Origin of the sequence: Peribacillus sp. NPDC076916 (genome assembly GCF_050269675.1) — a bacterium.
GTDB lineage: Bacteria > Bacillota > Bacilli > Bacillales > DSM-1321 > Peribacillus > Peribacillus aracenensis.
In genome coordinates, this window is sequence record NZ_JBNNIU010000002.1 from 231234 (window position 1) to 254384 (window position 23151).

Genomic DNA, 23151 nt, shown 5'->3' on the forward strand with positions numbered 1-23151 from the left:
AAGTCTATTGAAAAGGGTGTTTGAATTTCAAAAAACTGAGTATATGGATTCATTAAAAATTAATCAAGCTACTAATTGATTCTCTTTTAAAAAAACAATTTGGATACGGAGTTTAAATTTGGTATTTTATCCATTTTTAGTGTCAATTATATTTTTCAAGGAAATTACAATAAAAAGTAGAAATTTGTATGAAAACTTCCATTGAATAAGAACGTATATTCGGTTAAAGTTATGAATATAATAAAAGCGAACGTATATTCTTATTAGGGTGAAGAAATGATGGATTATGGGACGATGCCGAAACAATCAATTATGTGTATCGATATGAAAAGTTTTTATGCAAGCTGTTCAGCAGTCATGCTTGGTCTGGACCCGCTTGATTGTTATCTGGCGGTGGTTGGTGATTTGAAGAGGACAGGGAGCATTGTGCTCGCGGCTTCTCCAAAAATGAAGAAGGAATTTGGCATAAAGACAGGGTCGCGGATGTTTGAGATCCCGAATGATCCGAGGATTGTCGTCGTTGAACCTAAAATGGCGACCTATTTAAGGGTTTCGACGGAAATCACCCGCTTGTTCAACCGTTATGTGCCCAAAGAAGCGATTCACGTATATAGTGTGGACGAAAGTTTTGTGAAAGTCGATGGTGCCGCTTCTTTATGGGGAGATGCCCGGATGATAGCTGAAAAGATAAAGGATGAAATCGAACGCGAATTACAGCTCCCTTGTGCAATTGGAATTGGACCGAACATGCTTATGGCAAAACTTTGCCTTGATTTGGATGCCAAACATAAAGGGATTGCCGAATGGAAGTATGAGGATGTGCCAAGCAAACTTTGGCCGATTTCCCCGCTTCGTGAAATGTGGGGGATCGGCAGGCGCGTTGAAAAAACCCTTCATGGAATGGGGATATTTACGGTTGGGCAGCTTGCCAATTATGATCTTGAATTACTTGAAGCGAAGTTTGGGATTATGGGCAATCAGCTTTACCACCATGCGTGGGGAATAGATTTATCCGATATGGGGGCAGCGATCATCGAAGGGCAGGTAAGCTTCGGCAAAAGCCAAATCCTGCTGCGGGATTATAAGGAGGAGCATGAGGTGAAGCAGGTCATGCTGGAAATTTGCGAAGAAGTTGGAAGAAGGGCACGCACCCATCGCAAGGCAGGAAGAACGGTGAGCCTAAGCATTGGTTACAGCAAGGATGAGTTTGGCGGGGGTTTCCATCGTTCGCGTTCGATTAGCGAGCCGACCAACATTACGATGGAGTTATATAAAGTTTGTCTGGAGCTTTTTCATGAGAACTATAGGCAAAAAACGGTTCGGAGCATAGAGGTCAGACTCTCGAATATTGTGGATGATAACGAAATGCAGCTGACTTTATTCGATGCTTCGCGCTGGAAGAAGCGGGAATTGAGTTACACGGTTGATCGAATTCGCCATAAATATGGAGCCAAATCGTTATTGCGTGCGGTTTCGTATACGGAAGCGGGTACAGCCGTTTACCGAAGCAGGCTGCTTGGTGGGCATAAGGCGTAGGGGTGACTTTTTGAAGGGTGGGAAAAGAATGATTCGTGATCGCGGCCGTATCAAATGGACATCGATGATGTTACCGGAGCATGTGAAGATGCTGCGGGATTGGGTGGTGGAGGATGGCTATGAAACGAAGCGCATCCTGGATGAGCAGCAACTGGAAGAAATGAATGCTGTAATGGGGGAAGCGATGGAGGAAAGAAAGGATGTTACGATTGCACATTATGAAGGAAACCGGTATCAGCTGTTAATCGGCAGGATCCATTATTATAATGAACCCACCCAAAAACTTCATATCGTTGATCGATTTCAGCAGGTTCACTATATCAGGCTTTCCGATATAGCGGATGTAAGGATAACGGAATGATGAGCGGAAAGGCTGTTCCAAGGGACAGCCTTTCATTTTCGAAACGGCATCGTGATGAAAGGGATTACGATGCGTAAGAGAATCGGCATTTGCTAGCACGGTGTTCGTGTGGCTGATCTTGCAAAAGGAAGCAGGCAGTTTCTTTAACAGAAGCGTTTTTATCGTTTATAATGGGGGAAAGGAAAGACATCGGGAGGCGTGCAATCATGTATATTGAATGGACGGAAACAGCGGCTGAGAAAATAGTCGATAAGGTACAGGAACAAGAAGGATATTTACAGTTGAAATATGATACTGATGGCTGTGGCTGCGTGGTAAGTGGTGTGACCGCGCTATGGTGGGTCAACGAACCTGAAGAAGGTACCGAAAAAGTGGAAACAAACGGGATTCCTCTATATGTGGAGAAATCAAAAATGATTTTCCTTGATGAAGTCATGAAAATAGACTTTGTTCCGGAAGCGAACAGCTTTCAATTAAAAAGTCCGAATCAAATCTTAAATCCGAGGATGAGCTTTTTTTATAAAATCTAAATGAAGCAAGGAGGGAATCTTGATTCCCTCTCTTTTCTTCTCAGACAAGTTTTAGAAACTGATCGATTTGATCTTCATATTCTCTTGGATTTTCATTGTAAGATTGAGCGTGGGCCCCTTTTTTAGCGATGTACAGCTGCTTTGGGCCCTCTTTTGCTGCATATAATTCCGCTGTCATGGAAGCGGGAATGAAACTGTCATTTTCACTATGGATGAAGAGCACGGGGTTTCGGATATTTTTCATATAATCGATTGGTGACACTTCATTTGTCCAATATCCATCACGGAGTTTGATGAACGTACGCCCAAGCGGAAACACGGTCCAAGAGGGAAGTGGGACTACTTGTTTAAGCTGGTGTTTGATCTGATCCTCGAAATTTGAAAATGGACAGTCGGCAATGTAAAAATCAGCACCATCTTCAAGCATTCCGGCATATAAAAGCAGGGTTACAGCCCCCATGGATTCTCCATGAATGCCAATATGAAGGTCGGGACCTTTACGTCTTTTCAATTCATCGATTACAGCCTTCAGGTCGAATTTTTCATAATGTCCATAACTGCTCGTCTTGCCCCCGGAGTCCCCATGCCGGCGGTGGTCATAAATGATGGCATTGAAGCCTCGCTTAAGAAAAATATTCATGTACTTAATCGAATTGACTTTGTTCTCCGTCACACCATGGGAAATGACTACCCACTTATTAGTATCATGCGGTTCGATAAACAAGCATTTCAAGGAATATCCGGATGGTGACGATACCCAAATTTCCGTTTTAGGCAGATTATCAAAATCCTCCGTGATCAGGCGTTTAGCCATGATTTCACGATTCTGGATAAAATCATCTTCCTTCTTTTTCATGTACATGATCCGATTGGAAAAATAAATGCCAACGCCGATGATATACGATAGGATTCCAGCCAGTGTAAACCACCATTTCTTCATGAGAGGTCCTCCTCAGTTGATTTTCTTTATTTTACCATGAGGGAAATGGGAAAACACTGTTTGAAAACCATGACGAGGAAAACGGCAGTCGTGATATAATAATTTCATAAATGGCCAGGAGGTTTTAAGGGTGAAAAAGAAACAGCAGCGAAATCAAAATCAAAGCAAAAACCAAGATAAAGAATCATCTTCATTGAAACTCGGTGATATGATCAATCAAGATATCATGTCCCAGCTTCGTCAAAAGCAAAAAGAACTTAATGAGGCTGAACAAGAAAAACGGGCAGCGGAAGAAGAAAAAAAACGCGAAGAAAGAAAGCGTCGGGAGAAGAATAAATCATTCGAAGAACTATTGGGTGAAAGCAATCTGAACTGGAAGAACTATAAATGAAGAACAGGGAGCGGTTTATTAAGAGAGCTGGCTCCCTTTTTCCATTCAGAAAGACCATTCCTTGCTGATATTCCTTTATTTTATAAAGTATAACGATTATATTAAAGATAAGTTCGATATGCTTTCATATCGGATGGACTACAATTAGCTGGTGATATGATGCAAAGTAAAATAGAAAAAGTACTGGAAGACCAATTATGTTTCCTGCTTTATGCAAGTTCAAGGGAAATGACGAAGAAATATAAACCGCTGCTTGATAAACTCGAAGTGACATATCCTCAATACCTTGTTCTTCTTCTATTATGGGAACAGGATACACTTACAGTAAAAAAACTAGGGGAGCTCCTTGCCCTCGACTCAGGAACGCTTACCCCCATGTTGAAACGAATGGAGCAGAATGGCTTGATTGTCCGTGAACGTTCGTCTGAGGATGAACGGTCTGTCATGATTAAGTTGACGGATAAGGGACTTGGTTTACAGGAAGAGGCCTGTTTCATTCCAGATCGCATTTCGGCAATGTCGGGTGATGATAAGAAGGTGGTTGAGGATTTAAAAGCTTCGCTGCTCCAACTATTGAAAACATTACAGGAATTTTAGCAAAGAAAAGACGCTTGGTGATGCCAAGCGTCTTTTTGTCGGATTTCAATCTACATCTATTTCAAAGGCGACGTCCACATTGCCATTGATCGCTTTTGAATAAGGACACATTTGATGCGCTTTATGAACAAGGGTTTCGAACGTCTCCTTGTCGACCCCGGATCCCTTCACGGCCAAAGTTACAGCCAAGCTGTACTGATGCATCTCACCCATCAAAAGACTGACGTTTGCGGTGACTTTGGAATCGAAAGAAACGCGTTCAATTTTACCAACTGATTGCAAAGCACTATCAAAACATGCAGCATATCCAGCTGCAAAAAGCTGTTCCGGGTTAGATGCTTCAGGCATCTGTTTAGCCCTAGGTGTACCAGGCATCGCAATATCAACCGTGAAGTTGCCGTCAGCAGAAATTGCCGTTCCTTCTCTTCCGCCATCAACTGTTACAGACGTTGTAAATAATGTTTTTGTCATCATTTTTTCTCCCTATCTTCTTAATTTTTAATTGTTCACAACTGAATTGTACAACATTAAATTGTGGATGTCTAATGAAAAAATTAAAAATGTTGGTATGAAGTTAAATTGGTTTGGAAGGATTGGAATGATGGGGAACTTGAAAGCGGTAAAGAAGCAGTAAGGCGAAAAAATGAAGGAACGGAAAAAGGCTGCCTATCACGTTGGTTAAACGGAGATAGTGCAGCCTAAAGGGTGTCCTGACGTTCCTTTGAAACAATTAGTTTAGTTTTATTCTTTTACTCCCGGTGACTTTCATATTTGTTCGCTTTGGTCAACTGCTTCAAGATATCCAACTCGGTTTTGGACAGTGAAGGGCTGTTAGCGGCCTGGCAGTTCTCACGGAGCTGCTGTACTGAGCTTGCTCCTGGTACAACGGTAGCGACGCTTTGGTGTGACAATACATATTGAAGTGCGGTTTCATTCAACTTCCTATCAGAAAGTTTGTCTTTTATTTGCGGAAGCAAATCTTTAAGTTCGTGATAGCTATAGTCAAGATATCCATCCTCATTTGCCTTTTTAAGCATTTTTTCACTGAGCAGCCCTTTGGCAAGGGGGCCACGGGCGATAATGCTGATCTGTTTGTTGGCCAAAAGGGACAGCCACTCTTCTGGGCGGCGGTCAAGTAGATTAAACTGCATCATCACGGAATCAAGCTCAGACTTTTCAGTGAATTCCTTGATTACATTCGGACGAATCGAGGAAATGCCATAATATCGGATATAGCCTTCTTTTTTCAAATCTTCAAATGCTTCTACCGTTTCTCCGATATTGTCTGAAATGGTGCCGCCATGTAACTGATAAAGATCAATATAATCAGTACCCAATCGCTTTAAGCTATCTTTTACTGCCGTTTTAATATAGGCGCCAGATGGATCCCAGCTCCAGGAATCTTTATTTTCATTCCAGCGGTTTCCGACCTTGGTGGCTATGTATACTTTATCGCGGACCGATTTTAAATTCTTTCCGACGATTTCTTCATTCATTCCGAAATCATATAAGTCAGCCGTATCAAAATAATTGATTCCTTCATCTAAAGCGGACTGTATGATTTCGGATGCCTGATTTTCAACAGTCCCCAATGACATGCATCCGAGCCCGATTTCAGAAACTAGCAAGTCAGAATTTCCTAGTCTGCGTTTTTTCATGTTATCCACTCCCTTTACTTCATTGTAAAGGAGAAATCCATTTCACTCAAAGAATTCACTTGATCCGTTTTAAAGGAGTGGGCGGCACCTGATCATGTATGTCGGCAATCCAATCATTGATATAGACATATTGATTTTGTAATTGCTTTAGTTTTTGAAGGATTTCCCAACTCTTTCCGGATAAAGTAACGCTTTTTTCCAATACGTAAACTTTCATTAAATCGCCCTCCATCTCTATTATGGTAAAATGTATGAGGAATCATGCTGCAATTAGAACAGAGGAGTGGTCAGGATGAAAAAATTTGAAGAAAAAACGCTATCTTCGAAAAAAATCTTTACGGGAAAGGTAATCAGCCTGCAAGTGGATGATGTAGAGCTTCCAGATGGGAAAACGGGTAAACGTGAAATAATCAAACATCCGGGGGCGGTTGCCATCATAGCTCTCACGGCAGACAATAAAATCATCATGGTTGAGCAGTACCGTAAAGCGCTGGAGAGGAGCTTGGTGGAAATTCCTGCAGGAAAGCTGGAAATAGGCGAAGAGCCGGTTCTGTCGGCTAAACGGGAACTGGAAGAGGAGACAGGTTATGAATGCGAAAAAATGGAGCACATCATATCCTTCTATACATCCCCAGGTTTCGCCGATGAATTGGTCCACCTTTATATGGCCCACAATTTGAAAAAGAAAGAAAATGCGGCCCCACTGGATGAAGACGAATTTGTCGAGATGCTTGAACTCACGTTGGAGGAAGCTCAAACTTATATGGATGAAGGGAAAATCCAGGATGCCAAAACGGCATATGCAGTTCAGTATCTGCAGTTGAAAAGGGCGATGACATCATAAATGAAAGAATTTTACGCTGACCTGCATATCCATATAGGCAGAACGAGAAGCGGAAGGGCCGTAAAAATAACAGGTGCTAAAACGTTAACCTTCAGCAATGTGCTGCAAGTGGCAAGTGAAAGGAAGGGCCTTGATCTAATCGGAATAATCGATTGCCATTCTCCTGAAATTATCGAAGAAATCGAAGCGGGGATTCTTGATGGCGAAATCACGGAAAAGATTGAAGGCGGACTTCAATACAAGAATACAACCATCATTCCAGGCTCGGAGATTGAAATTTATGATCAGAATTGTAATGGACCGATCCATGTCCTCGCCTATTTTCCCACTTTAAAAGCGATGAAGGAATTGTCTTCATGGATGGGTGGACATGTTAAAAATATCACCTTGAGCTCCCAAAGGATTTATTGTGATGGAAGAACGCTGCAAAAGATCGTGAAGTCACTGGGAGGCCTGTTTATTCCGGCACATGTTTTTACCCCATTTAAAAGCTTATATGGAAAAGGGGTGCGATCCAGTCTGACAGAAGTATTCGATCCGAAGCTCATTGATGCCATCGAACTTGGTTTAAGTTCAGATACAGAAATGGTCAAGGATATCGAGGAGTTGGACTCCTATGTATTCGTGACAAATTCCGATGCGCATTCGCTTGGGAAAATCGCCCGTGAATATCAAAAAGTCCTGCTTGAAGAACCAAGTTTCAATGAGCTTGCAAAAGCCCTTAAAGAAAAAGGGAATCGTAAGGTGGCCGTTAATTATGGATTGAACCCCTTATTGGGAAAGTATCATCAAACCGTATGTTCAGGGTGTTTACACCAGGTATTGAGGGATGATGAACAATGTCCCGAGTGTGGTAATAAATCCATTATTAAAGGGGTATCGTCCAGGATCGAAGAACTCTCCATTTCCGAGCTGGACGGAAGAAACGGAAGGGAAAGGCCGCCGTATATCCATCAAGTGCCACTCGATTTCATCCCAGGACTCGGACCTAAATCCATGGAAAAACTGTTGGCGGCATTTGGAACAGAGATGAATATCCTTCATGAAGTTACGCTTGAACAGCTCATGGAAATCGTTCCTGAAAAATTGGCGTTCTACATCGATTCTGCCAGAAAAGGGACGCTTTCTTTTGAAGTGGGGGGCGGAGGAAAGTACGGAAAGGTCAAAAAGGAATAAACCTGAAAAAGTCCTGACAGATGAGATCTGTCAGGACTTTTTCAGGTTGTTGTTTTTGCATAAATGGAGGTGTCCCGCACTTCCTTGCCGTCTGCACTGAGGCAGTCATTACGCAAAATACCTTCAAGGGTATATCCCAGCCTCTCAGGAATCCGTTTGCTGGCTATATTATTAGGGTCACAGCGGATTTCGACTCGTTTTGCGCCATAATGGTAAAAGGCAAATTTAGTTAACTTTTCCACTGCCTCCGTTATGTAGCCTAGTTTACTGTATCTTGTATCGATCCAATAGCCAATTTCGAATTTAGGGATATCCCAATTAATTCGGTGCAGACCAGTGGAGCCAATGAATTGATCGTCTTCTTTCCTATAAATATGGAGCCTGATATCCTCTTTTAAAATAAAGTCCGCAAAGGACTTAAGGACGTTCTGTTCAGAAGTTTCCAACGAAAAATCTTGATGTGCAAACGGCAGCCACTGTTTCAATTCAGGTTTAGAATGGACAATGGCTTCGTAAAGGTCCAGGCCATCGCCAGGTTGACAAGGTCTTAGATATAATCGTGGGGTTTCAATTTTTTCGGGAAAATCCATTAATATAGCTTTCATATCCGGCCTCCATATTATTGATATGGAAAATTATAACACGGATTGGATTCAAAGTGTTTGGCTGATGGGGAAAGTTTTCTTAGCATAAATGAGAGAGTGAAAACATAGATTCTAGTAAGCGGAGTTGGGAGGATGAAAGATGAAAAAAAAATCTGTCGTACAAAATGCCGTAATGAAACATATTAACGAACATTCCTCATTATATGTCTTTATCACTGTGCTTTTTTTGATGGGCGTCATTTTTGGGGCAATATTGGTGAATAGTTTGAGCTTTACCCAAAAGGAAGACTTGTTCTATTATTTATCGCAATTTTTCGGACAAGTATCCAAGGGTGAATTTGCATCTTCGCATGATATGTTCAGCCAAAGTATTATGCATAATATAAAATATATCGGGGTCATCTGGATTCTGGGAATATCGGTCATCGGTTTGCCTGTCATCCTGGTTTTGTTATTTATAAAAGGGATGGTTGTTGGATTCACAGTCGGCTTTTTAGTCAATCAAATGGGATGGAGCGGATTCTTATTATCGTTTGTCGCCATTCTGCCCCAAAATATATTCATTGTCCCGATATTCATCGTAATAACCGTCCTTGCCGTCGCACTATCAATGAAAATGATCAGCCGGATCTTCCTAAAGCAGGTTCGTGAACCGCTGAAGCCGATAATTTCGCGGTATATTTTCTCATTGGTTTTGTCGGGGTTATTTTTGATTACGGCTGCTGCGTTTGAAGCATACTTATCCCCTTCTTTAATGAAAAATGTCGTAAGTTTATTGGGTCATTAATGAAAATCTACCGTTCCCGCAAATTTTTTTATCATTAACAAGAAATCTATTTTGACAGTTTTCCCTCTTTTGATATAATGGATAAGATAGCGGCGCGGGAGGGAATATTAGGTATGGAAATAGAAAACAGAATTGATAGGATAAAAAAGCAGTTACACTCGTCCAGCTACAAATTAACGCCTCAGCGAGAAGCGACCGTCCGCGTTTTACTTGAGCATGAAGAGGATCATTTAAGCGCAGAAGACGTTTACCTCCTTGTCAAAGAAAAGTCGCCGGAAATTGGATTGGCAACAGTTTACCGTACGCTAGAGTTGCTGACTGAATTGAAGATAGTAGATAAAATTAACTTTGGAGACGGGGTTTCCCGTTATGATTTAAGACAAGAAGGAGCTGCGCATTTCCATCATCATCTTGTTTGTGTGGAATGTGGTGCGGTAGATGAGATCCAGGAAGACCTACTTGAAGACGTAGAAGACATTGTGGAACGCGACTGGAACTTCAAGATTAAAGACCATAGATTAACCTTTCATGGCATTTGTCATCGATGTCATGACAAAGAAGAGAATAAAGGTGAATGAAGTCGGACCTTTTCCATTTAATGGAGAAGGTTTTCTGCATTTTAAAAACCTATTTTCTAAAAGGAAGGACTGTTTTTGTTTTCTCCTTTCCGAAACACGTATAAAACTTGTCCTGTTGGGCATAGATTGATACAAAGGATCGAATGGGAGGGGAAAGATGATGAAAACATCATTATCGCTTGTTTTGCACACGGCTAAAGTGATGGTTCTCTTTGTTAGCTTCACTGTTCTTTTTTATATAGGAATGGTATGGTTAAATCAGGAATATCAAAGTTATCATCGTTATGATGAACCGAAAGGCATGGCCGTAAAAGTATCGAAAGCTGTTGATACGGGTGATGATGCATGGCTTGAACGCTTAATGTTGTTTTATTTAAACGGGGAGTAATGAATATGGAGAATCAAATTAGGGATTTCATTCATTTTTTAACCATTGAAAAAGGACTTGCCAAAAATACGCTCGTCTCGTATGAGCGTGACTTAAGATCATATTGGAGCTATCTGAAAGATGTTGAAACCATTGAAGCTTGGAATGATTCACGGCGGGTGAACATCCTGCATTTCCTCATGCATTTGAAGGATCAAGGGAAATCGTCGAAGACGGTGGCGCGTCATATAGCTTCCATTCGGTCTTTTCATCAATTTCTTCTAAGGGAAAAAGTAACCGAGCAGGATCCGTCCATACATATAGAAACACCAAAACCGGAACGAAGTCTTCCAAAGGTATTAAGCATGGAAGAGGTTGAAGCACTATTGGATGCCCCGAAGAAAATGGATGAATTCGGTTTACGCGATAAGGCGATGCTAGAACTGATGTATGCGACGGGTATGCGTGTCAGTGAGTTGATATCCATGGATGTGAGTGATGTCCATGTATCGATGGGTTTTGTCCGTTGCGTAGGGAAAGGAAATAAAGAGAGGATCATTCCGATTGGACAAACTGCATTGGGTGCGATAGAACATTATATGGAAAGTTCCCGGGGGAAAATGGCCAGTCCCAAGCACAGGACGGATTCACTTTTTTTGAATCATCATGGAAACAGGCTGACAAGGCAGGGATTTTGGAAGATTCTAAAAAAACTTGTAAAATCGGCACAAATTGAAAAAGAAATTACACCGCATACACTAAGACATTCGTTCGCGACACATCTATTGATGAACGGGGCTGATTTACGTGCCGTCCAAGAAATGCTTGGTCATGCGGATATTTCGACAACTCAAATTTATACACATATTACGAACGTACGGATCAAGGATGTATATTCAAAATTCCATCCGCGAGCTTAAAAGAATAGTAGAATGATAGAAAAGGTTGTGAATTTAACTGCGAGGCAGTTGGAGGAGCAGCCTTATTCTCCGTTTGTACGGACTGCTATAGAGGCTGCAAATAATTCCAACATGCATCTTGGAGCACTTTGTTTCATTACGAAATATATTATTTGTCTACATCATGGTAATCGTTTACAATGTAGAGAGGTCAGACTTCTGACGTTCTTGCGATTTCATTTAAATGAAGAGTAACTGAGCAGCATAAGGGTATTATAGAGAGTATAAAAAGTGATTTACTATTTTAGGAGGAATGACTCATGAAAGGAAATTCAGCATTTAAACGAATATTTGTAATAGTTATGGATTCAGTTGGGATTGGCGAAGCGCCTGATGCAGATTTATTCGGCGATAAAGGGGCGGATACACTTGGCCATATCGCAGAAAGAATGAATGGATTAAACATGCCGACTCTCGCAAAATTGGGTTTAGGCAATATCCGTGAAATCAAGGGGATTGATAAAGCTCAGCAACCTCTCGCATACTACACGAAAATGAAGGAAGCCTCTACAGGAAAAGATACGATGACTGGACATTGGGAAATCATGGGGTTAAATATATCAACTCCATTCCGTGTATTTCCAGATGGCTTCCCGGAATTATTAGTCAATGAACTTGAGGCGAAGATGGGTCGGGGAATTATTGGGAACGTCCCGGCAAGCGGCACGGAAATTATCGAAAGGCTTGGCGAGGAACATATGAAAACGGGTGCGCTGATCGTTTATACATCAGCTGATTCCGTATTACAGATTGCTGCACATGAAGATATCGTCCCAATAGACGAATTATACAAGATATGTGAAATTGCCCGTGAAATGACAATGGCTGATGAGTTCAAGGTTGGACGCGTGATTGCCAGACCGTTCACAGGTGAACCAGGCAACTTCAAAAGAACGCCTAACCGTCATGATTATGCGTTGAAGCCTTTTAACCGGACTGTAATGGATGAATTGAAAGATTCTGGATATGATGTGCTAGCAATCGGGAAGATCTCTGATATCTTTGATGGGGAAGGTGTCACTGAATCATTGAGGACCGTATCCAATATGGATGGAATGGATAAATTAATCCAAACGGTAGAACAGGATTTCAAAGGTTTAAGTTTCCTTAATCTAGTCGACTTCGATGCTTTATACGGTCACCGCCGCGATCCAGAGGGTTACGGAAAGGCATTGGAAGAATTCGATGCCCGGATGCCGGAAGTCCTTGATAAACTGAACGAGGATGATCTATTGATCATCACTGCCGATCACGGGAATGATCCGGTCCATGAAGGAACCGATCACACACGTGAATATGTCCCATTATTAGTTTATTCCAAACGATTTACAGAAGGTGCCGAACTACCGATAAGAGATACATTTGCTGATATTGGGGCGACGGTCGCTGCTAATTTTGATGTGAAAATGCCTGCCTTTGGAAAAAATATATTGGGCGATCTAAATTTAGGGGAGAGTAAATAGATGTTTAATAAAATAGAGATTGCTGCGTCATTTATAAAAAGTAAAATTGAAGGCACTCCGGAGATAGGACTGATTCTTGGTTCTGGGCTTGGAGTATTGGCGGATGAAATTGAAAATCCGATAACTATTCCCTACCACGAAATTCCGGAATTCCCGGTATCGACTGTGGAGGGACACGCTGGACAGCTTGTCATTGGACATTTAAGTGGCAAAAAAGTTGTAGCCATGCAAGGACGTTTCCACTTTTATGAGGGTTACTCGATGGAGAAGGTCACTTTTCCTGTACGAGTAATGAAACTACTTGGTGTTGAGCAGTTAATTGTAACGAATGCTGCCGGAAGCGTAAATGAAAGCTATGAACCAGGTGACTTGATGCTCATTACGGATCATATTAATTTAATGGGGGCTAATCCATTGATTGGTCCTAATGAAGAGCGCTTCGGCCCTAGATTCCCTGATATGTCGGAGGCTTATAATAAAGGCCTTCGGACGCAAGCAAAAAAAATAGCAGCTTCACTAGGCTTGGATATTAAAGAAGGTGTCTATATCGGAAATACAGGACCGACCTATGAAACGCCGGCAGAAGTGAAAATGGCAAGGATCCTTGGCGGGGATGCAGTTGGTATGTCGACAGTTCCGGAAGTTATCGTGGCTAGGCATAGTGGTATGAAGGTGCTTGGAATTTCATGCCTTACAAATATGGCCGCAGGCATTCTTGATCAGCCTTTGTCGCATGAAGAGGTAATTGAAACGACTGAAAAAGTGAAAAGCAGTTTTCTTGAATTTGTTAAGCATATCGTTAAGGACATATAAATCGAACAAAAATACAAGTACACCTAAAGAAATCCGGTGTCTTTGAAAAAGTGGGGATTCTAATATGAGAATGGTAGATTTAATCGAGAAAAAACGTGATGGAAAGGCTCTTACTACGGAAGAAATACAGTTCATCATCAAAGGGTTTACCGATGGCACGATTCCGGATTACCAAATGAGCGCTTGGTCAATGGCAGTTTATTTCAAAGGCATGAATGAGCAGGAACGTGCTGATCTAACCATGGCGATGGTCGAATCAGGAGATCAAATTGATTTATCGATGATTGAAGGAATTAAGGTCGATAAACATTCAACAGGCGGTGTTGGTGATACCACAACGCTAGTGCTTGGACCATTGGTTGCGGCTGTAGGTGTTCCAGTGGCAAAGATGTCAGGACGCGGTCTTGGTCATACAGGCGGAACGATCGATAAGTTGGAGTCTGTAAAAGGATTTCATGTCGAAATAGAAAACGACGAGTTCATTCGACTTGTTAATAAAAATAAGATAGCTGTCATTGGACAAAGTGGTAACCTGACTCCAGCCGACAAAAAGTTATATGCATTGCGCGATGTTACGGCTACCGTTAACAGTATCGGTTTGATTGCTGGCTCGATCATGAGTAAGAAAATCGCCGCTGGTGCTGATGCAATTGTACTTGATGTTAAAACGGGAGCGGGCGCTTTCATGAAAACTCTCGAAGATTCCGAAGAGTTGGCGCATGCAATGGTTAGCATTGGAAACAATGTGGGACGAAACACGATGGCCGTCATTTCCGATATGAGCCAACCGTTGGGTTACGCAATCGGAAATGCTTTAGAGGTGAAGGAAGCCATCGATACGCTTAAAGGAGAGGGACCGGAAGATTTAACGGAACTTTCTTTAACACTAGGAAGCCATATGGTATACCTTGCCAAAAAGGCAAGCTCGCTGGAAGAAGCAAGAACCTTGCTGGAAAATGCGATTAAGGATGGTTCTGCACTTAACTCATTCAAGGTTTTCCTAGAAGCGCAGGGAGGCGATGGTTCGGTTGTGGATCAGCCTGAAAAACTACCGCAGGCTGCTCATACTTTCGAGCTGGAAGCGAAAGAGGACGGCTATGTATCGGAAATCATCGCTGATGAGGTAGGAACGGCAGCCATGCTGTTAGGCGCCGGGCGGGCAACAAAAGAATCAGAGATTGATTTGGCAGTCGGACTGGTACTTCGTAAAAAAATCGGGGAAACCGTGGCAAAAGGTGAATCCCTAGTGACGATTTACAGCAATTTTGAAGATGTTTCAAAAGTAAAAGAAAAATTGTATGAAAGCATTGCGATTTCAAAAGAGAAAATAGAAAAACCTACATTGATCTATAAAGAGATCATGGAATAAACGTAAAAAGGCCGCCATTAAGCGGCCTTTTTACGTTTATTCCATTGAATGTTAAAAGAGGATGCCCATGCGCATCCTCTTTTAATTTGGTTCACTTTGTTACCCTATATCCAATATATGTTTCAAAATTCATCTTTATTTGTATAAAAATGGGTTTAATGGAAAAAATAAAACCTATAAAGATTGGAGGGTATGGAGATGAAGCGGATTCTTTCTCTATTTTTAACCGTTTTGGTAGCATTGGGTTTTAGCATCCCACATACAAAAGCAGCTGAAGAAAAAGGAGTCGAATTGGCGGCAAATGCTAAATCCGCTATTTTGATTGAACGGGATACAGGTACTGTTCTCTATGATAAAAATGCAGACGTTCGCCTTTCACCGGCAAGCATGACGAAAATCATGACGATGCTGTTGATCATGGAAGCGATCGATAAAGGCGAACTTAGCATGAAGGAGAAAATCAGGACTAGTGAGTATGCAGCATCGATGGGAGGTTCCCAGATCTTTCTCGAGCCAGGTGAAGAAATGACCACAGAACAAATGCTCAAGGGCATCTCGATCGGTTCGGCGAATGATGCATCGGTGGCCATGGCTGAACGTCTAGCTGGTTCGGAAGAAGAGTTTGTTAGGAAAATGAACAAAAAGGCGAAAGATCTCGGATTGAAAAATACAAAGTTCCAAAACGCAACAGGCCTTCCTGTTAAAGATCATTACAGTTCGGCACATGATATGTCGATCATGGCAAAGGAATTATTGAAATACGATACGATTACAAGGTTCACGGGTACATATGAAGATTATCTCCGTGAAAATACCGAAAAGAAATTCTGGCTTGTCAACACGAACAGATTAGTGAAATTTTACCCTGGGGTCGATGGATTGAAGACAGGATTCACAAATGAAGCGAAGTATTGTTTGACAGCGACTGCTAAAAAAGGGAATATGCGTGTCATTGCCGTCGTTTTCGGAGCAGTTTCTCCAAAAGAACGAAATGCTCAGGTCACCAAGATGTTAGATTATGCATTTTCACAATACATCACATACCCGATTTATAAACGCGGCGAGGTGTTAGGTGAAGCCAAGGTAAGTAAAGGACACAAAAAATCCGTGGGGGGGGTCACAAGTGAACCTATTTCAGTTTTGACAGCCAAAAACGGAACGGCAAAGGACTTTACAAAAAAAATCACGCTTGATAAAGATTTGGATGCCCCGATTAAAAAAGGGGATGAAATTGGTACGCTTGAATTGAAGAAAAACGGTAAGGTGTATGTCGAATCTCCGATCGTTGCGAAGGAAACTATTGAAAAAGCGAGCTGGTGGCAATTGTATAAAAGGGCTTTCGGCATGTTTACCCACGCGAAATAGAATAAATTGTCGCATTGCCTGTTAATCGTACTAATTTAGGCGAAACTCCACTAGTTTTGCTAGTAAGGAGGAATCGCCAGGTGAAAAAGAGAATTTGACTCTTTATAAGACAGTGAAGGAGGCTGTATATAATGAGTCTTACGATTAATATGGAGGCGAAAAACCGCGTATTGTGCATTCGTCTCAAAGGTGATTTGGATCATCATACAGCAGAAAAATTGAAAAACCAGGCAGAGGCAGCCATTCAAAAGCATAATATCAAGCATATCATCCTTAACATGGAAGAATTGGATTTTATGGACAGTTCGGGGCTCGGAGTTATTTTAGGGCGCTATAAGCAGGTAAACAAAAAGCAAGGTGAAATGGTGGTCTGTGCAATTTCTCCAGCAGTAAAGCGGTTATTTGAGATGTCAGGGTTGTTTAAAATTGTTAAAATGGAACTATCCGAAAAAAACGCTTTGCAAAGACTGGGGGTTGCCTAAGATGAAAAATAAAATGGAAACGAAATTTTCTGCACTTAGCCAAAATGAATCTTTTGCCAGGGTAACTGTTGCGGCTTTCATTGCCCAATTGGACCCGACGATGGATGAATTGACAGAGATCAAGACTGTCGTGTCAGAAGCCGTTACGAATTCGATTATCCATGGTTATGAAAGCGATCCGGAAGGATGGGTCTACATTTCAGTGGTCATCGAAGGCGATACTGTGGAATTGACCATCCGGGATGAAGGGCTGGGCATTGAAGACGTCGAGGAGGCTAAACAGCCGTTATTTACGACAAAACCCGAACTTGAACGTTCCGGTATGGGATTCACCATCATGGAAAACTTCATGGATGAAATCAATATTATTTCCCACAAGGGCGAAGGCACGATCATTCGATTAAAAAAGCACTTAACTACAAGCAGAGCTTTGTGCAATTAAGGGAGACTTGCATATGGATGTGGAGGTTAAAAAAGATAAGAGCAAGAAAGGCCAGCCCCATTTAAAAGATGAGGAATTGCGGAATTTAATCCAACGCAGCCAGAGCGGTGACCAAGATGCGAGGAACCTGATTGTCAACAGCAATCTGAGGCTTGTATGGTCAGTGGTGCAAAGATTCCTCAATCGAGGTTACGAACCGGATGACCTTTATCAAATAGGCTGTATTGGCCTTTTGAAGTCCGTGGATAAATTTGATTTATCGTTTGAAGTGAAATTCTCAACGTATGCTGTACCTATGATCATTGGTGAAATCCAACGTTTTATCCGTGATGATGGAACGGTTAAAGTAAGCCGGTCATTAAAGGAAATGGCGAATAAAATTCGCAGGGCCAAAGAGGAACTTTCAAAAACTTATGGCCGTGTTCCGACTGTCAATGAATTGGCGGAACATCTAGAGCTGTCGCCAGAGGATATCATCATGGCCCAAGAAGCAAGCAGGAGCCCTTCTTCGATCCATGAAACGGTTTACGAAAATGATGGAGATCCGATTACTCTTCTTGACCAGATCGCCGACCATAATGAAACATCCTGGTTCGATCAAATCGCTTTGAAAGAAGCCATACATGAATTGAATGAACGTGAAAGGCTGATTGTTTTCCTGAGGTATTATAAAGATCAGACGCAATCGGAAGTAGCGGCAAGGCTTGGTATTTCCCAAGTCCAGGTGTCAAGGCTGGAAAAGAAGATTCTTCAGCAAATGAAAAACCACATGAATCAGTGATTCATGTGGTTTTTTTTATTGAGCTGAAAATAAATCTTGATTTTAGGAAAAAGTAAAAGTGATTTCTTATCAAGTAGGGCGAAAATATGAATGGGGTGGAATTTTTAGTTGAATTTAGAGATAAAAACGAATATTATAGTAAAGGTCGCGTTTCTCATTCGTTTTTTATCTTTCTTTCAATGAATAACGATCAAGAAAAACGTCGATGCAGTACAATATTAGGACACCTTGTACTTTCGTGCAAACGGTTGTCGGTGTTTCCTTTAGATCTGGAGGTCTAAAATATGTTTTTGGAAAAATTTTTCTCCCTGAAAGAAAATGGCACGGATGTCCGTACAGAAGTCATGGCGGGTGTTACGACATTTTTAACCATGGTTTATATCCTTATTGTGAATCCGGCTTTATTGTCTTCAATCGGAATTCCATTTGAACAAGTGTTCATGGCAACGGTCATATCAGCGGTGATTGGTACCCTTATCATGGGGCTTGTTGCAAAATACCCGATTGCGATAGCTCCAGGGATGGGTTTGAATGCTTATTTTGCCAGCGTAGTGGGGGCACAGGGCCTTTCATATCAGACCGTATTCGGTACGGTTTTCATTGCTGGTTTGCTATTTCTATTAATTAGCGTGACAAGCTTGCGTAAAATGATAATTGATGCGATTCCTAATTCATTAAAATATGGCATCACATCCGGAATTGGTTTATTCATTGCGTTTATCGGATTGAAAAATGCTGGAATCGTAGTACCTAATGAATCAACGATGGTGTCGCTTGGAGATTTGCACCAGCCTGGAACCGTTTTGGCGCTAGCAGGTTTATTCATTACCTTGATTTTTATGGCCCGTAATATTAAAGGGGCAATTTTCATTGGTATGATCATTACGGCAATCATTGGCTACTTTATCGGTTTGCTCAACTTTGATGGGGTCTTATCTGTACCTCCAACACCGGTATTTTTCGATATCGATATTGCTGGGGTCTTCACGAATTCATTATATTCAATTGTTTTCGCCTTTTTACTTGTGACGATCTTTGATACGACAGGAACCTTGATTGGCGTGACGGAACAGGCTGGACTAACGAAGGATGGGAAAATCCCTCGTGCCAAGAAAGCCTTTTTAGGTGATGCGATTGCGACGACAGTCGGCTCGATGTTTGGTACAAGCCCTTCGACGGCATATGTTGAATCGAGTACGGGAGTAGCCGCAGGGGGACGTACGGGATTAACCGCTACTGTCGTGGCAATCTTGTTTGCTGCGTCGATTTTCTTTTCTCCATTGATATCGGCAATTTCTTCCGTTCAAGCAATCACAGCTCCCGTTTTGATCATTGTAGGATGTTTCATGATGGAAGGGCTGGCTAAAGTAAATTGGAAAATTTTCGATGAGGCGTTTCCGGCATTTGCGATCATTTTAACGATGCCGCTTACTTCAAGTATATCTACAGGGATTGCGATCGGGTTCATTACATTTCCCCTTATGAAGGTATTCAGTGGAAAAGGAAAATCGGTACATCCTCTCATTTATATTTTTGGATTTATATTTTTGATTCAGCTGATTTTCTTCCCTACTCATTAAAGTATGAATGTAATCAAAAAGACATGCTGTCATTGCAGCGTGTCTTTTTTTTGTTTTTAAATTAGTAATATTTGGACATGGTTCACTTCCTGCATTTTCAAACTGTTTCCAAACCATACTACTATCATAAGGAAATAAAAGGTCGGGATGTGATGATAGTGGCAGTTGTATATATCAGGATGAGGAACCGTGTACAAGTAAAGGGAGATCAAACGGTGAGGATAAAAGATATTGCAAGGATAATCGGACCTGAAGAAGTGATTACCATCATTGAAGAAATTATATTATTAACGGTCAAGAAGGAAGATAAGAATATTATTGTCGTTGATTTGGCTCAAGTTATCGTGGCCATCCGCAAGATGGACCCGACTATTGAACTGGAGTCATTCGGGCCCTCCCAAACGATCATCGAAATCATCTTCTCGAAAAAGAAAATGTCATACCTGACATTCGCCTTGGTTTGGTTTTTGTTATTTATCGGCGGCGGGATGACGATCATGAATTTTCATGTGGATGTCAGCATGGGGGAAGTGCATCAAAAAATCTTTACCATAATCACGGGAAAAGTGGAAGATAAGCCATTATTGATCCAAATCCCATATAGCTTCGGCCTTGGTATGGGCATGATTCTATTTTTTAATCACTTTTTTAAAAAACGCTTCAATGAGGAACCTAGTCCGCTCGAGGTTGAAATGTTCAACTATCAGCAGGATTTGGACAGTTATGTAATCATGAATGAAAATAAGGAGAATGTGCGCCACCTTGATGACCGGTAAAATTATATTTGGAATCTTTGTCGGTTTGGCCGGGGGTTTTGCGACAGGTGCCGGTTTTGTAGCGTTTTTAACTGTACTTGGGGTGATTCCGAGACTGACCCAGCTGACAAAAACAATGAAGATGATTCATTACTATGAAGGAGCCATCATTGCGGGAGTTGTCGCAGGGACATGGTTAGGATTACAGGAAACGGAATTTTCCCTCCCGTATTTTTTATTAATTCCGATCGGTTTGGCTGACGGGATATTTAATGGAATGCTTGCTGCTGCCTTAACTGAAGTCCTGAATGTATTTCCGGTTTTGTCAAAGCGAATCGGAATTCAAGAGAAAATCATTTATCTGTTAATGGCACTCGTATTGGGAAAAATAGCCGGATCATTATTCCAATGGATTTATTTAGTGGATTTATAAGTTTATAAGGTAACTATTCCTGATGATGAAAGGTAGGCCCAAGATGGTGACCAAACGAAAAGTGATATTGATTACGGATGGAGATGAGTATGCGAAACGGGCTGTCGAGCACGTAGCGAAGGAAATAGGGGGAAGGTGTATCTCCATGTCCCAAGGTAATCCATCACGATATACGGGCTTGGAGCTAGTTGAATTAATAAAAAAGGCGAAGTATGATCCAGTATTGGTCATGTTTGATGATAGCGGTTTTATCGGAGAAGGATCAGGCGAACAGGCAATGAAGGTAGTTGCCGGTCACCCTGATATTAATGTCCTTGGTGTGATAGCGGTCGCTTCAAAGACTAGAAGGGAAGAATGGACCAAAGTGGATATCTGTATTGACCGTGATGGTAACCTGACACCGAACGGGGTTGATAAATACGGCGCCGAAGAATTTGAACTCGGCAAGATAACTGGAGATACGGTGTATTGCATCGATCAATTACATGTTCCCATAGTAGTGGGGATAGGGGATATCGGGAAAATGTCCCATCAGGATGATTTTAAAAGAGGAGCACCGATAACGAAGCTAGCGGTGGAAATCATATTGGAAAGGAGTGGTCATGATGACTTCAGAAAAACCTGAAAACATGAAACCGATTCCGAATAGGGTAGCGGAAGTTGACGCGTACATGGAACAGAATGTAGGTCTGGGCGTCAGCTTCGACTTAGGGGTAAGAAGGATAAAGGTTCTAAGAAAAGATGTGCATCTTTACTATGTAAACGGGCTGACGGATACAGAGTACATCATTGAAATCCTCGATTCTCTTATTCATAACAAAAATGCGGAAATCTTGACCACTAAAGTTTTTGATGCAGTCAAAGAGTTGCTTGTACACCAATCCGTTGAGGAAATAAAGACGATGGATGAGCTTGTTGATCAGGTTTTATCCGGATTAATAGTCGTTGTTGTTGATGGTAAACCAATAGGATTGGTTGTGGATGTCCGGAGTTATCCAGGGAGACAGCCAGTAGAACCCGATACGGAAAAAGTCGTCCGTGGATCAAGGGACGGTTTTGTCGAGAATATCATCATTAACACAGCGATAACAAGACGGAGGATCAGGGATGAAAGATTACGTTTCGAAATGTTGCATGTAGGTGAACGATCGAAAACGGATATATCCATCGGCTACATTAAAGATATTGCCGATCCTGATTTAATTGAAATCGTTCGTAAGGAATTGAATAGTATTGATGTTGATGGCATAACGATGGCCGATAAAACGATCGAAGAGTTCATCGTCAAGCAAAAATATAACCCATACCCGCTTGTCAGGTACACGGAACGGGCTGATGTAGCTGCAACACATTTACTTGAGGGGCATGTCCTTATTTATGTGGATACGTCACCGAGTGTCATCATAACCCCGTCCACTCTATTCCATCACATGCAGCACGCTGAGGAGTATCGGCAGGCACCTGCTGTTGGAACCTTGGTACGCTGGGTCCGATTTCTCGGGATTTTCGTTTCGTTATACTTGCTGCCGATTTGGTTATTGTTTTGTTTAGAGCCTTCCCTCCTGCCGGAGAAGCTCGAGTATATCGGGCCGAATGAAAAAACGCATATACCCATCGTGATCCAAATCTTCATTTCAGATATTGGGATAGAATTTTTAAGGATGGCAGCCGTCCATACCCCGACCCCGCTTTCTACGGCAATGGGCTTGGTTGCGGCAGTTTTGATAGGACAGATAGCTATAGATGTTGGGCTATTTGTTCCTGAGGTGGTTCTCTACGCTTCCGTAGCGACAATCGGCACATTTGTCACTCCGAGTTTAGAACTAGGGGTTGCGAATAAGATTTCCCGATTAGTCCTGCTAGTATTGGTCGCTTTATTTAAAGTGCCTGGCCTAGTCATAGGCATCACACTCTACATTATTATGCTTACTAATATAAAAACGTTAAATACGCCTTATTTATGGCCGCTTCTCCCGTTTCAGCCAAAGGCCCTGTCACATATAATATTAAGAAGACCTTATCCTGGCACTATAGAACGTCCGAGTATTGTACATCCCCAGGATCTCTATAGGCAGCCGAGAAAATCTAAAGGTTGATGTTGTCGAAAAGTTGTGGTAATTTAATTTTATTCGGATAAAGAGGTATTGTTAGGCTTCACAAAGAGATAGAGCTACTATGACTCTTTGGAGTTTAAACCAATCTGTCTTTCCCTTCGAACTACAAAGCAGTCATAGAGAACAATATTTACATGGGATATCGATTCGAATGAGGCTTGTTCATATAGAGAACCTTTTACAGCAGGGTTTCTTTATTTGAGGCTGCCTCATTTCTTATTAATC

General features: G+C 41.7%; 29 protein-coding genes. 24 read left to right on the forward strand and 5 right to left on the reverse strand.

The features are described 5' to 3' along the window. Positions 1-276: 276 nt before the first annotated feature. From ACQKFG_RS06115 to ACQKFG_RS06125, 3 genes are all read left to right on the forward strand, one after another. Positions 277-1536: a DNA polymerase thumb domain-containing protein gene (locus ACQKFG_RS06115; protein ID WP_427557083.1), complete on the forward strand. Its 1260-nt coding sequence runs from the start codon at positions 277-279 to the stop codon at positions 1534-1536. Between the two features lie 28 nt (positions 1537-1564). Further along, positions 1565-1897: a YolD-like family protein gene (locus tag ACQKFG_RS06120; RefSeq protein ID WP_192205415.1), complete on the forward strand. Its 333-nt coding sequence runs from the start codon at positions 1565-1567 to the stop codon at positions 1895-1897. Between the two features lie 206 nt (positions 1898-2103). Beyond that, complete coding sequence (locus tag ACQKFG_RS06125) at positions 2104-2427, forward strand: iron-sulfur cluster biosynthesis family protein (protein WP_349728021.1); 324 nt, start codon at positions 2104-2106, stop codon at positions 2425-2427. Between the two features lie 40 nt (positions 2428-2467). Here ACQKFG_RS06125 and ACQKFG_RS06130 read toward each other — a convergent pair whose 3' ends face one another. Continuing rightward, entirely contained in the window at positions 2468-3367 is a 900-nt protein-coding gene (locus ACQKFG_RS06130) for an alpha/beta hydrolase (protein WP_349728022.1), read from the reverse strand. Between the two features lie 130 nt (positions 3368-3497). Between ACQKFG_RS06130 and ACQKFG_RS06135 the strand changes: the two genes are divergently transcribed. After that, positions 3498-3758: a YqkE family protein gene (locus ACQKFG_RS06135; protein ID WP_192205412.1), complete on the forward strand. Its 261-nt coding sequence runs from the start codon at positions 3498-3500 to the stop codon at positions 3756-3758. Between the two features lie 159 nt (positions 3759-3917). Beyond that, positions 3918-4355: a MarR family winged helix-turn-helix transcriptional regulator gene (locus ACQKFG_RS06140; protein ID WP_192205411.1), complete on the forward strand. Its 438-nt coding sequence runs from the start codon at positions 3918-3920 to the stop codon at positions 4353-4355. A 45-nt stretch (positions 4356-4400) separates the two neighbouring features. Here the strand turns inward: ACQKFG_RS06140 and ACQKFG_RS06145 are convergent, their stop codons facing one another. Continuing rightward, positions 4401-4826, reverse strand: a complete 426-nt coding sequence (locus ACQKFG_RS06145) for an Ohr family peroxiredoxin (protein WP_192205410.1) — start codon at positions 4824-4826, stop codon at positions 4401-4403. 108 nt (positions 4827-4934) lie between these two features. On the opposite strand from ACQKFG_RS06145, the gene ACQKFG_RS06150 reads away from it, so the two are divergent. Next, positions 4935-5057 carry a hypothetical protein gene (locus tag ACQKFG_RS06150; protein ID WP_286182241.1) on the forward strand — a complete coding sequence of 41 codons (123 nt, stop codon included), beginning with the start codon at positions 4935-4937 and terminating at the stop codon, positions 5055-5057. A 47-nt stretch (positions 5058-5104) separates the two neighbouring features. Here ACQKFG_RS06150 and ACQKFG_RS06155 read toward each other — a convergent pair whose 3' ends face one another. Both ACQKFG_RS06155 and mciZ read right to left on the reverse strand, forming a co-directional pair. Beyond that, on the reverse strand, positions 5105-6013 hold the full coding sequence (locus ACQKFG_RS06155; RefSeq protein ID WP_427557090.1) for an aldo/keto reductase: 909 nt from the start codon (positions 6011-6013) through the stop codon (positions 5105-5107). A gap of 55 nt (positions 6014-6068) precedes the next feature. Beyond that, positions 6069-6230, reverse strand: coding sequence for a Z-ring formation inhibitor MciZ (mciZ, locus tag ACQKFG_RS06160; RefSeq protein WP_076365517.1), 162 nt, complete (start codon positions 6228-6230; stop codon positions 6069-6071). Between the two features lie 75 nt (positions 6231-6305). Here mciZ and ACQKFG_RS06165 point away from each other — a divergent pair, with 75 nt between their 5' ends. Together ACQKFG_RS06165 and ACQKFG_RS06170 are read left to right on the forward strand one after the other, a co-directional pair. Continuing rightward, the gene (locus tag ACQKFG_RS06165) at positions 6306-6857 is read left to right on the forward strand and encodes an NUDIX hydrolase (protein ID WP_427557094.1); all 552 of its coding nucleotides are present in this window, start codon (positions 6306-6308) and stop codon (positions 6855-6857) included. Next, complete coding sequence (locus tag ACQKFG_RS06170; RefSeq protein WP_427557097.1) at positions 6858-8033, forward strand: endonuclease Q family protein; 1176 nt, start codon at positions 6858-6860, stop codon at positions 8031-8033. It begins immediately after the preceding gene. Between the two features lie 41 nt (positions 8034-8074). Here the strand turns inward: ACQKFG_RS06170 and ACQKFG_RS06175 are convergent, their stop codons facing one another. Then, positions 8075-8638 (reverse strand): GNAT family N-acetyltransferase, encoded by a 564-nt coding sequence (locus tag ACQKFG_RS06175; RefSeq protein ID WP_192205405.1) that lies wholly within the window; start codon positions 8636-8638, stop codon positions 8075-8077. 139 nt (positions 8639-8777) lie between these two features. On the opposite strand from ACQKFG_RS06175, the gene spoIIM reads away from it, so the two are divergent. The 16 genes from spoIIM (at position 8778) to ACQKFG_RS06255 (ending at position 22908) form a co-directional block, all read left to right on the forward strand. Then, positions 8778-9425 carry a stage II sporulation protein M gene (gene spoIIM / locus ACQKFG_RS06180; protein WP_192205404.1) on the forward strand — a complete coding sequence of 216 codons (648 nt, stop codon included), beginning with the start codon at positions 8778-8780 and terminating at the stop codon, positions 9423-9425. Positions 9426-9544: 119 nt separating this feature from the next. Further along, positions 9545-10003 carry a Fur family transcriptional regulator gene (locus ACQKFG_RS06185; protein WP_101223459.1) on the forward strand — a complete coding sequence of 153 codons (459 nt, stop codon included), beginning with the start codon at positions 9545-9547 and terminating at the stop codon, positions 10001-10003. Positions 10004-10163: 160 nt separating this feature from the next. Then, positions 10164-10391 (forward strand): YqzK family protein, encoded by a 228-nt coding sequence (locus tag ACQKFG_RS06190; RefSeq protein WP_057914302.1) that lies wholly within the window; start codon positions 10164-10166, stop codon positions 10389-10391. 5 nt (positions 10392-10396) lie between these two features. Then, on the forward strand, positions 10397-11290 hold the full coding sequence (gene xerD, locus ACQKFG_RS06195) for a site-specific tyrosine recombinase XerD (RefSeq protein WP_427557103.1): 894 nt from the start codon (positions 10397-10399) through the stop codon (positions 11288-11290). Between the two features lie 299 nt (positions 11291-11589). Continuing rightward, positions 11590-12792, forward strand: a complete 1203-nt coding sequence (gene deoB, locus ACQKFG_RS06200; RefSeq protein WP_427557106.1) for a phosphopentomutase — start codon at positions 11590-11592, stop codon at positions 12790-12792. Beyond that, complete coding sequence (locus ACQKFG_RS06205; RefSeq protein WP_427557109.1) at positions 12793-13605, forward strand: purine-nucleoside phosphorylase; 813 nt, start codon at positions 12793-12795, stop codon at positions 13603-13605. A gap of 64 nt (positions 13606-13669) precedes the next feature. Then, entirely contained in the window at positions 13670-14974 is a 1305-nt protein-coding gene (locus ACQKFG_RS06210; protein WP_192205400.1) for a pyrimidine-nucleoside phosphorylase, read from the forward strand. Between the two features lie 198 nt (positions 14975-15172). After that, on the forward strand, positions 15173-16339 hold the full coding sequence (locus tag ACQKFG_RS06215) for a D-alanyl-D-alanine carboxypeptidase family protein (RefSeq protein WP_427557112.1): 1167 nt from the start codon (positions 15173-15175) through the stop codon (positions 16337-16339). A gap of 131 nt (positions 16340-16470) precedes the next feature. Next, positions 16471-16821 (forward strand): anti-sigma F factor antagonist, encoded by a 351-nt coding sequence (gene spoIIAA, locus ACQKFG_RS06220; RefSeq protein ID WP_034308142.1) that lies wholly within the window; start codon positions 16471-16473, stop codon positions 16819-16821. Between the two features lies 1 nt (position 16822). Next, complete coding sequence (spoIIAB, locus tag ACQKFG_RS06225; protein ID WP_034308139.1) at positions 16823-17263, forward strand: anti-sigma F factor; 441 nt, start codon at positions 16823-16825, stop codon at positions 17261-17263. Positions 17264-17276: 13 nt separating this feature from the next. After that, positions 17277-18044, forward strand: a complete 768-nt coding sequence (gene sigF, locus ACQKFG_RS06230) for an RNA polymerase sporulation sigma factor SigF (RefSeq protein ID WP_427557115.1) — start codon at positions 17277-17279, stop codon at positions 18042-18044. 284 nt (positions 18045-18328) lie between these two features. Beyond that, positions 18329-19624 carry an NCS2 family permease gene (locus tag ACQKFG_RS06235; protein ID WP_192205397.1) on the forward strand — a complete coding sequence of 432 codons (1296 nt, stop codon included), beginning with the start codon at positions 18329-18331 and terminating at the stop codon, positions 19622-19624. 155 nt (positions 19625-19779) lie between these two features. Further along, positions 19780-20400, forward strand: a complete 621-nt coding sequence (locus ACQKFG_RS06240; RefSeq protein WP_349728553.1) for a stage V sporulation protein AA — start codon at positions 19780-19782, stop codon at positions 20398-20400. Further along, positions 20390-20812 (forward strand): stage V sporulation protein AB, encoded by a 423-nt coding sequence (locus tag ACQKFG_RS06245; protein WP_144526820.1) that lies wholly within the window; start codon positions 20390-20392, stop codon positions 20810-20812. The genes ACQKFG_RS06240 and ACQKFG_RS06245 overlap by 11 nt, the downstream gene beginning before the upstream one ends. A gap of 43 nt (positions 20813-20855) precedes the next feature. Then, a complete protein-coding gene (locus tag ACQKFG_RS06250; protein ID WP_098370826.1) occupies positions 20856-21437 on the forward strand; it encodes a stage V sporulation protein AE in 582 nt (193 codons plus the stop codon). Beyond that, on the forward strand, positions 21415-22908 hold the full coding sequence (locus ACQKFG_RS06255; RefSeq protein WP_427557120.1) for a spore germination protein: 1494 nt from the start codon (positions 21415-21417) through the stop codon (positions 22906-22908). Before ACQKFG_RS06250 ends, ACQKFG_RS06255 begins: the two co-directional genes overlap by 23 nt. Positions 22909-23151: the final 243 nt, after the last annotated feature.

What these genes read in the sequence shown, in the direction of transcription:
- ACQKFG_RS06115 (WP_427557083.1), top strand. Translation starts at nt 277, where the DNA reads ATGATGGATTATGGGACGATGCCGAAACAATCAATTATGTGTATCGAT.
- ACQKFG_RS06120 (WP_192205415.1), top strand. Translation starts at nt 1,565, where the DNA reads ATGATTCGTGATCGCGGCCGTATCAAATGGACATCGATGATGTTACCG.
- ACQKFG_RS06125 (WP_349728021.1), top strand. Translation starts at nt 2,104, where the DNA reads ATGTATATTGAATGGACGGAAACAGCGGCTGAGAAAATAGTCGATAAG.
- ACQKFG_RS06130 (WP_349728022.1), bottom strand. Translation starts at nt 3,367, where the DNA reads ATGAAGAAATGGTGGTTTACACTGGCTGGAATCCTATCGTATATCATC.
- ACQKFG_RS06140 (WP_192205411.1), top strand. Translation starts at nt 3,918, where the DNA reads ATGCAAAGTAAAATAGAAAAAGTACTGGAAGACCAATTATGTTTCCTG.
- ACQKFG_RS06145 (WP_192205410.1), bottom strand. Translation starts at nt 4,826, where the DNA reads ATGACAAAAACATTATTTACAACGTCTGTAACAGTTGATGGCGGAAGA.
- ACQKFG_RS06155 (WP_427557090.1), bottom strand. Translation starts at nt 6,013, where the DNA reads ATGAAAAAACGCAGACTAGGAAATTCTGACTTGCTAGTTTCTGAAATC.
- mciZ (WP_076365517.1), bottom strand. Translation starts at nt 6,230, where the DNA reads ATGAAAGTTTACGTATTGGAAAAAAGCGTTACTTTATCCGGAAAGAGT.
- ACQKFG_RS06165 (WP_427557094.1), top strand. Translation starts at nt 6,306, where the DNA reads ATGAAAAAATTTGAAGAAAAAACGCTATCTTCGAAAAAAATCTTTACG.
- ACQKFG_RS06170 (WP_427557097.1), top strand. Translation starts at nt 6,858, where the DNA reads ATGAAAGAATTTTACGCTGACCTGCATATCCATATAGGCAGAACGAGA.
- ACQKFG_RS06175 (WP_192205405.1), bottom strand. Translation starts at nt 8,638, where the DNA reads ATGAAAGCTATATTAATGGATTTTCCCGAAAAAATTGAAACCCCACGA.
- spoIIM (WP_192205404.1), top strand. Translation starts at nt 8,778, where the DNA reads ATGAAAAAAAAATCTGTCGTACAAAATGCCGTAATGAAACATATTAAC.
- ACQKFG_RS06190 (WP_057914302.1), top strand. Translation starts at nt 10,164, where the DNA reads ATGAAAACATCATTATCGCTTGTTTTGCACACGGCTAAAGTGATGGTT.
- xerD (WP_427557103.1), top strand. Translation starts at nt 10,397, where the DNA reads ATGGAGAATCAAATTAGGGATTTCATTCATTTTTTAACCATTGAAAAA.
- deoB (WP_427557106.1), top strand. Translation starts at nt 11,590, where the DNA reads ATGAAAGGAAATTCAGCATTTAAACGAATATTTGTAATAGTTATGGAT.
- ACQKFG_RS06205 (WP_427557109.1), top strand. Translation starts at nt 12,793, where the DNA reads ATGTTTAATAAAATAGAGATTGCTGCGTCATTTATAAAAAGTAAAATT.
- ACQKFG_RS06210 (WP_192205400.1), top strand. Translation starts at nt 13,670, where the DNA reads ATGAGAATGGTAGATTTAATCGAGAAAAAACGTGATGGAAAGGCTCTT.
- ACQKFG_RS06215 (WP_427557112.1), top strand. Translation starts at nt 15,173, where the DNA reads ATGAAGCGGATTCTTTCTCTATTTTTAACCGTTTTGGTAGCATTGGGT.
- spoIIAA (WP_034308142.1), top strand. Translation starts at nt 16,471, where the DNA reads ATGAGTCTTACGATTAATATGGAGGCGAAAAACCGCGTATTGTGCATT.
- spoIIAB (WP_034308139.1), top strand. Translation starts at nt 16,823, where the DNA reads ATGAAAAATAAAATGGAAACGAAATTTTCTGCACTTAGCCAAAATGAA.
- sigF (WP_427557115.1), top strand. Translation starts at nt 17,277, where the DNA reads ATGGATGTGGAGGTTAAAAAAGATAAGAGCAAGAAAGGCCAGCCCCAT.
- ACQKFG_RS06235 (WP_192205397.1), top strand. Translation starts at nt 18,329, where the DNA reads ATGTTTTTGGAAAAATTTTTCTCCCTGAAAGAAAATGGCACGGATGTC.
- ACQKFG_RS06245 (WP_144526820.1), top strand. Translation starts at nt 20,390, where the DNA reads ATGACCGGTAAAATTATATTTGGAATCTTTGTCGGTTTGGCCGGGGGT.
- ACQKFG_RS06250 (WP_098370826.1), top strand. Translation starts at nt 20,856, where the DNA reads ATGGTGACCAAACGAAAAGTGATATTGATTACGGATGGAGATGAGTAT.
- ACQKFG_RS06255 (WP_427557120.1), top strand. Translation starts at nt 21,415, where the DNA reads ATGATGACTTCAGAAAAACCTGAAAACATGAAACCGATTCCGAATAGG.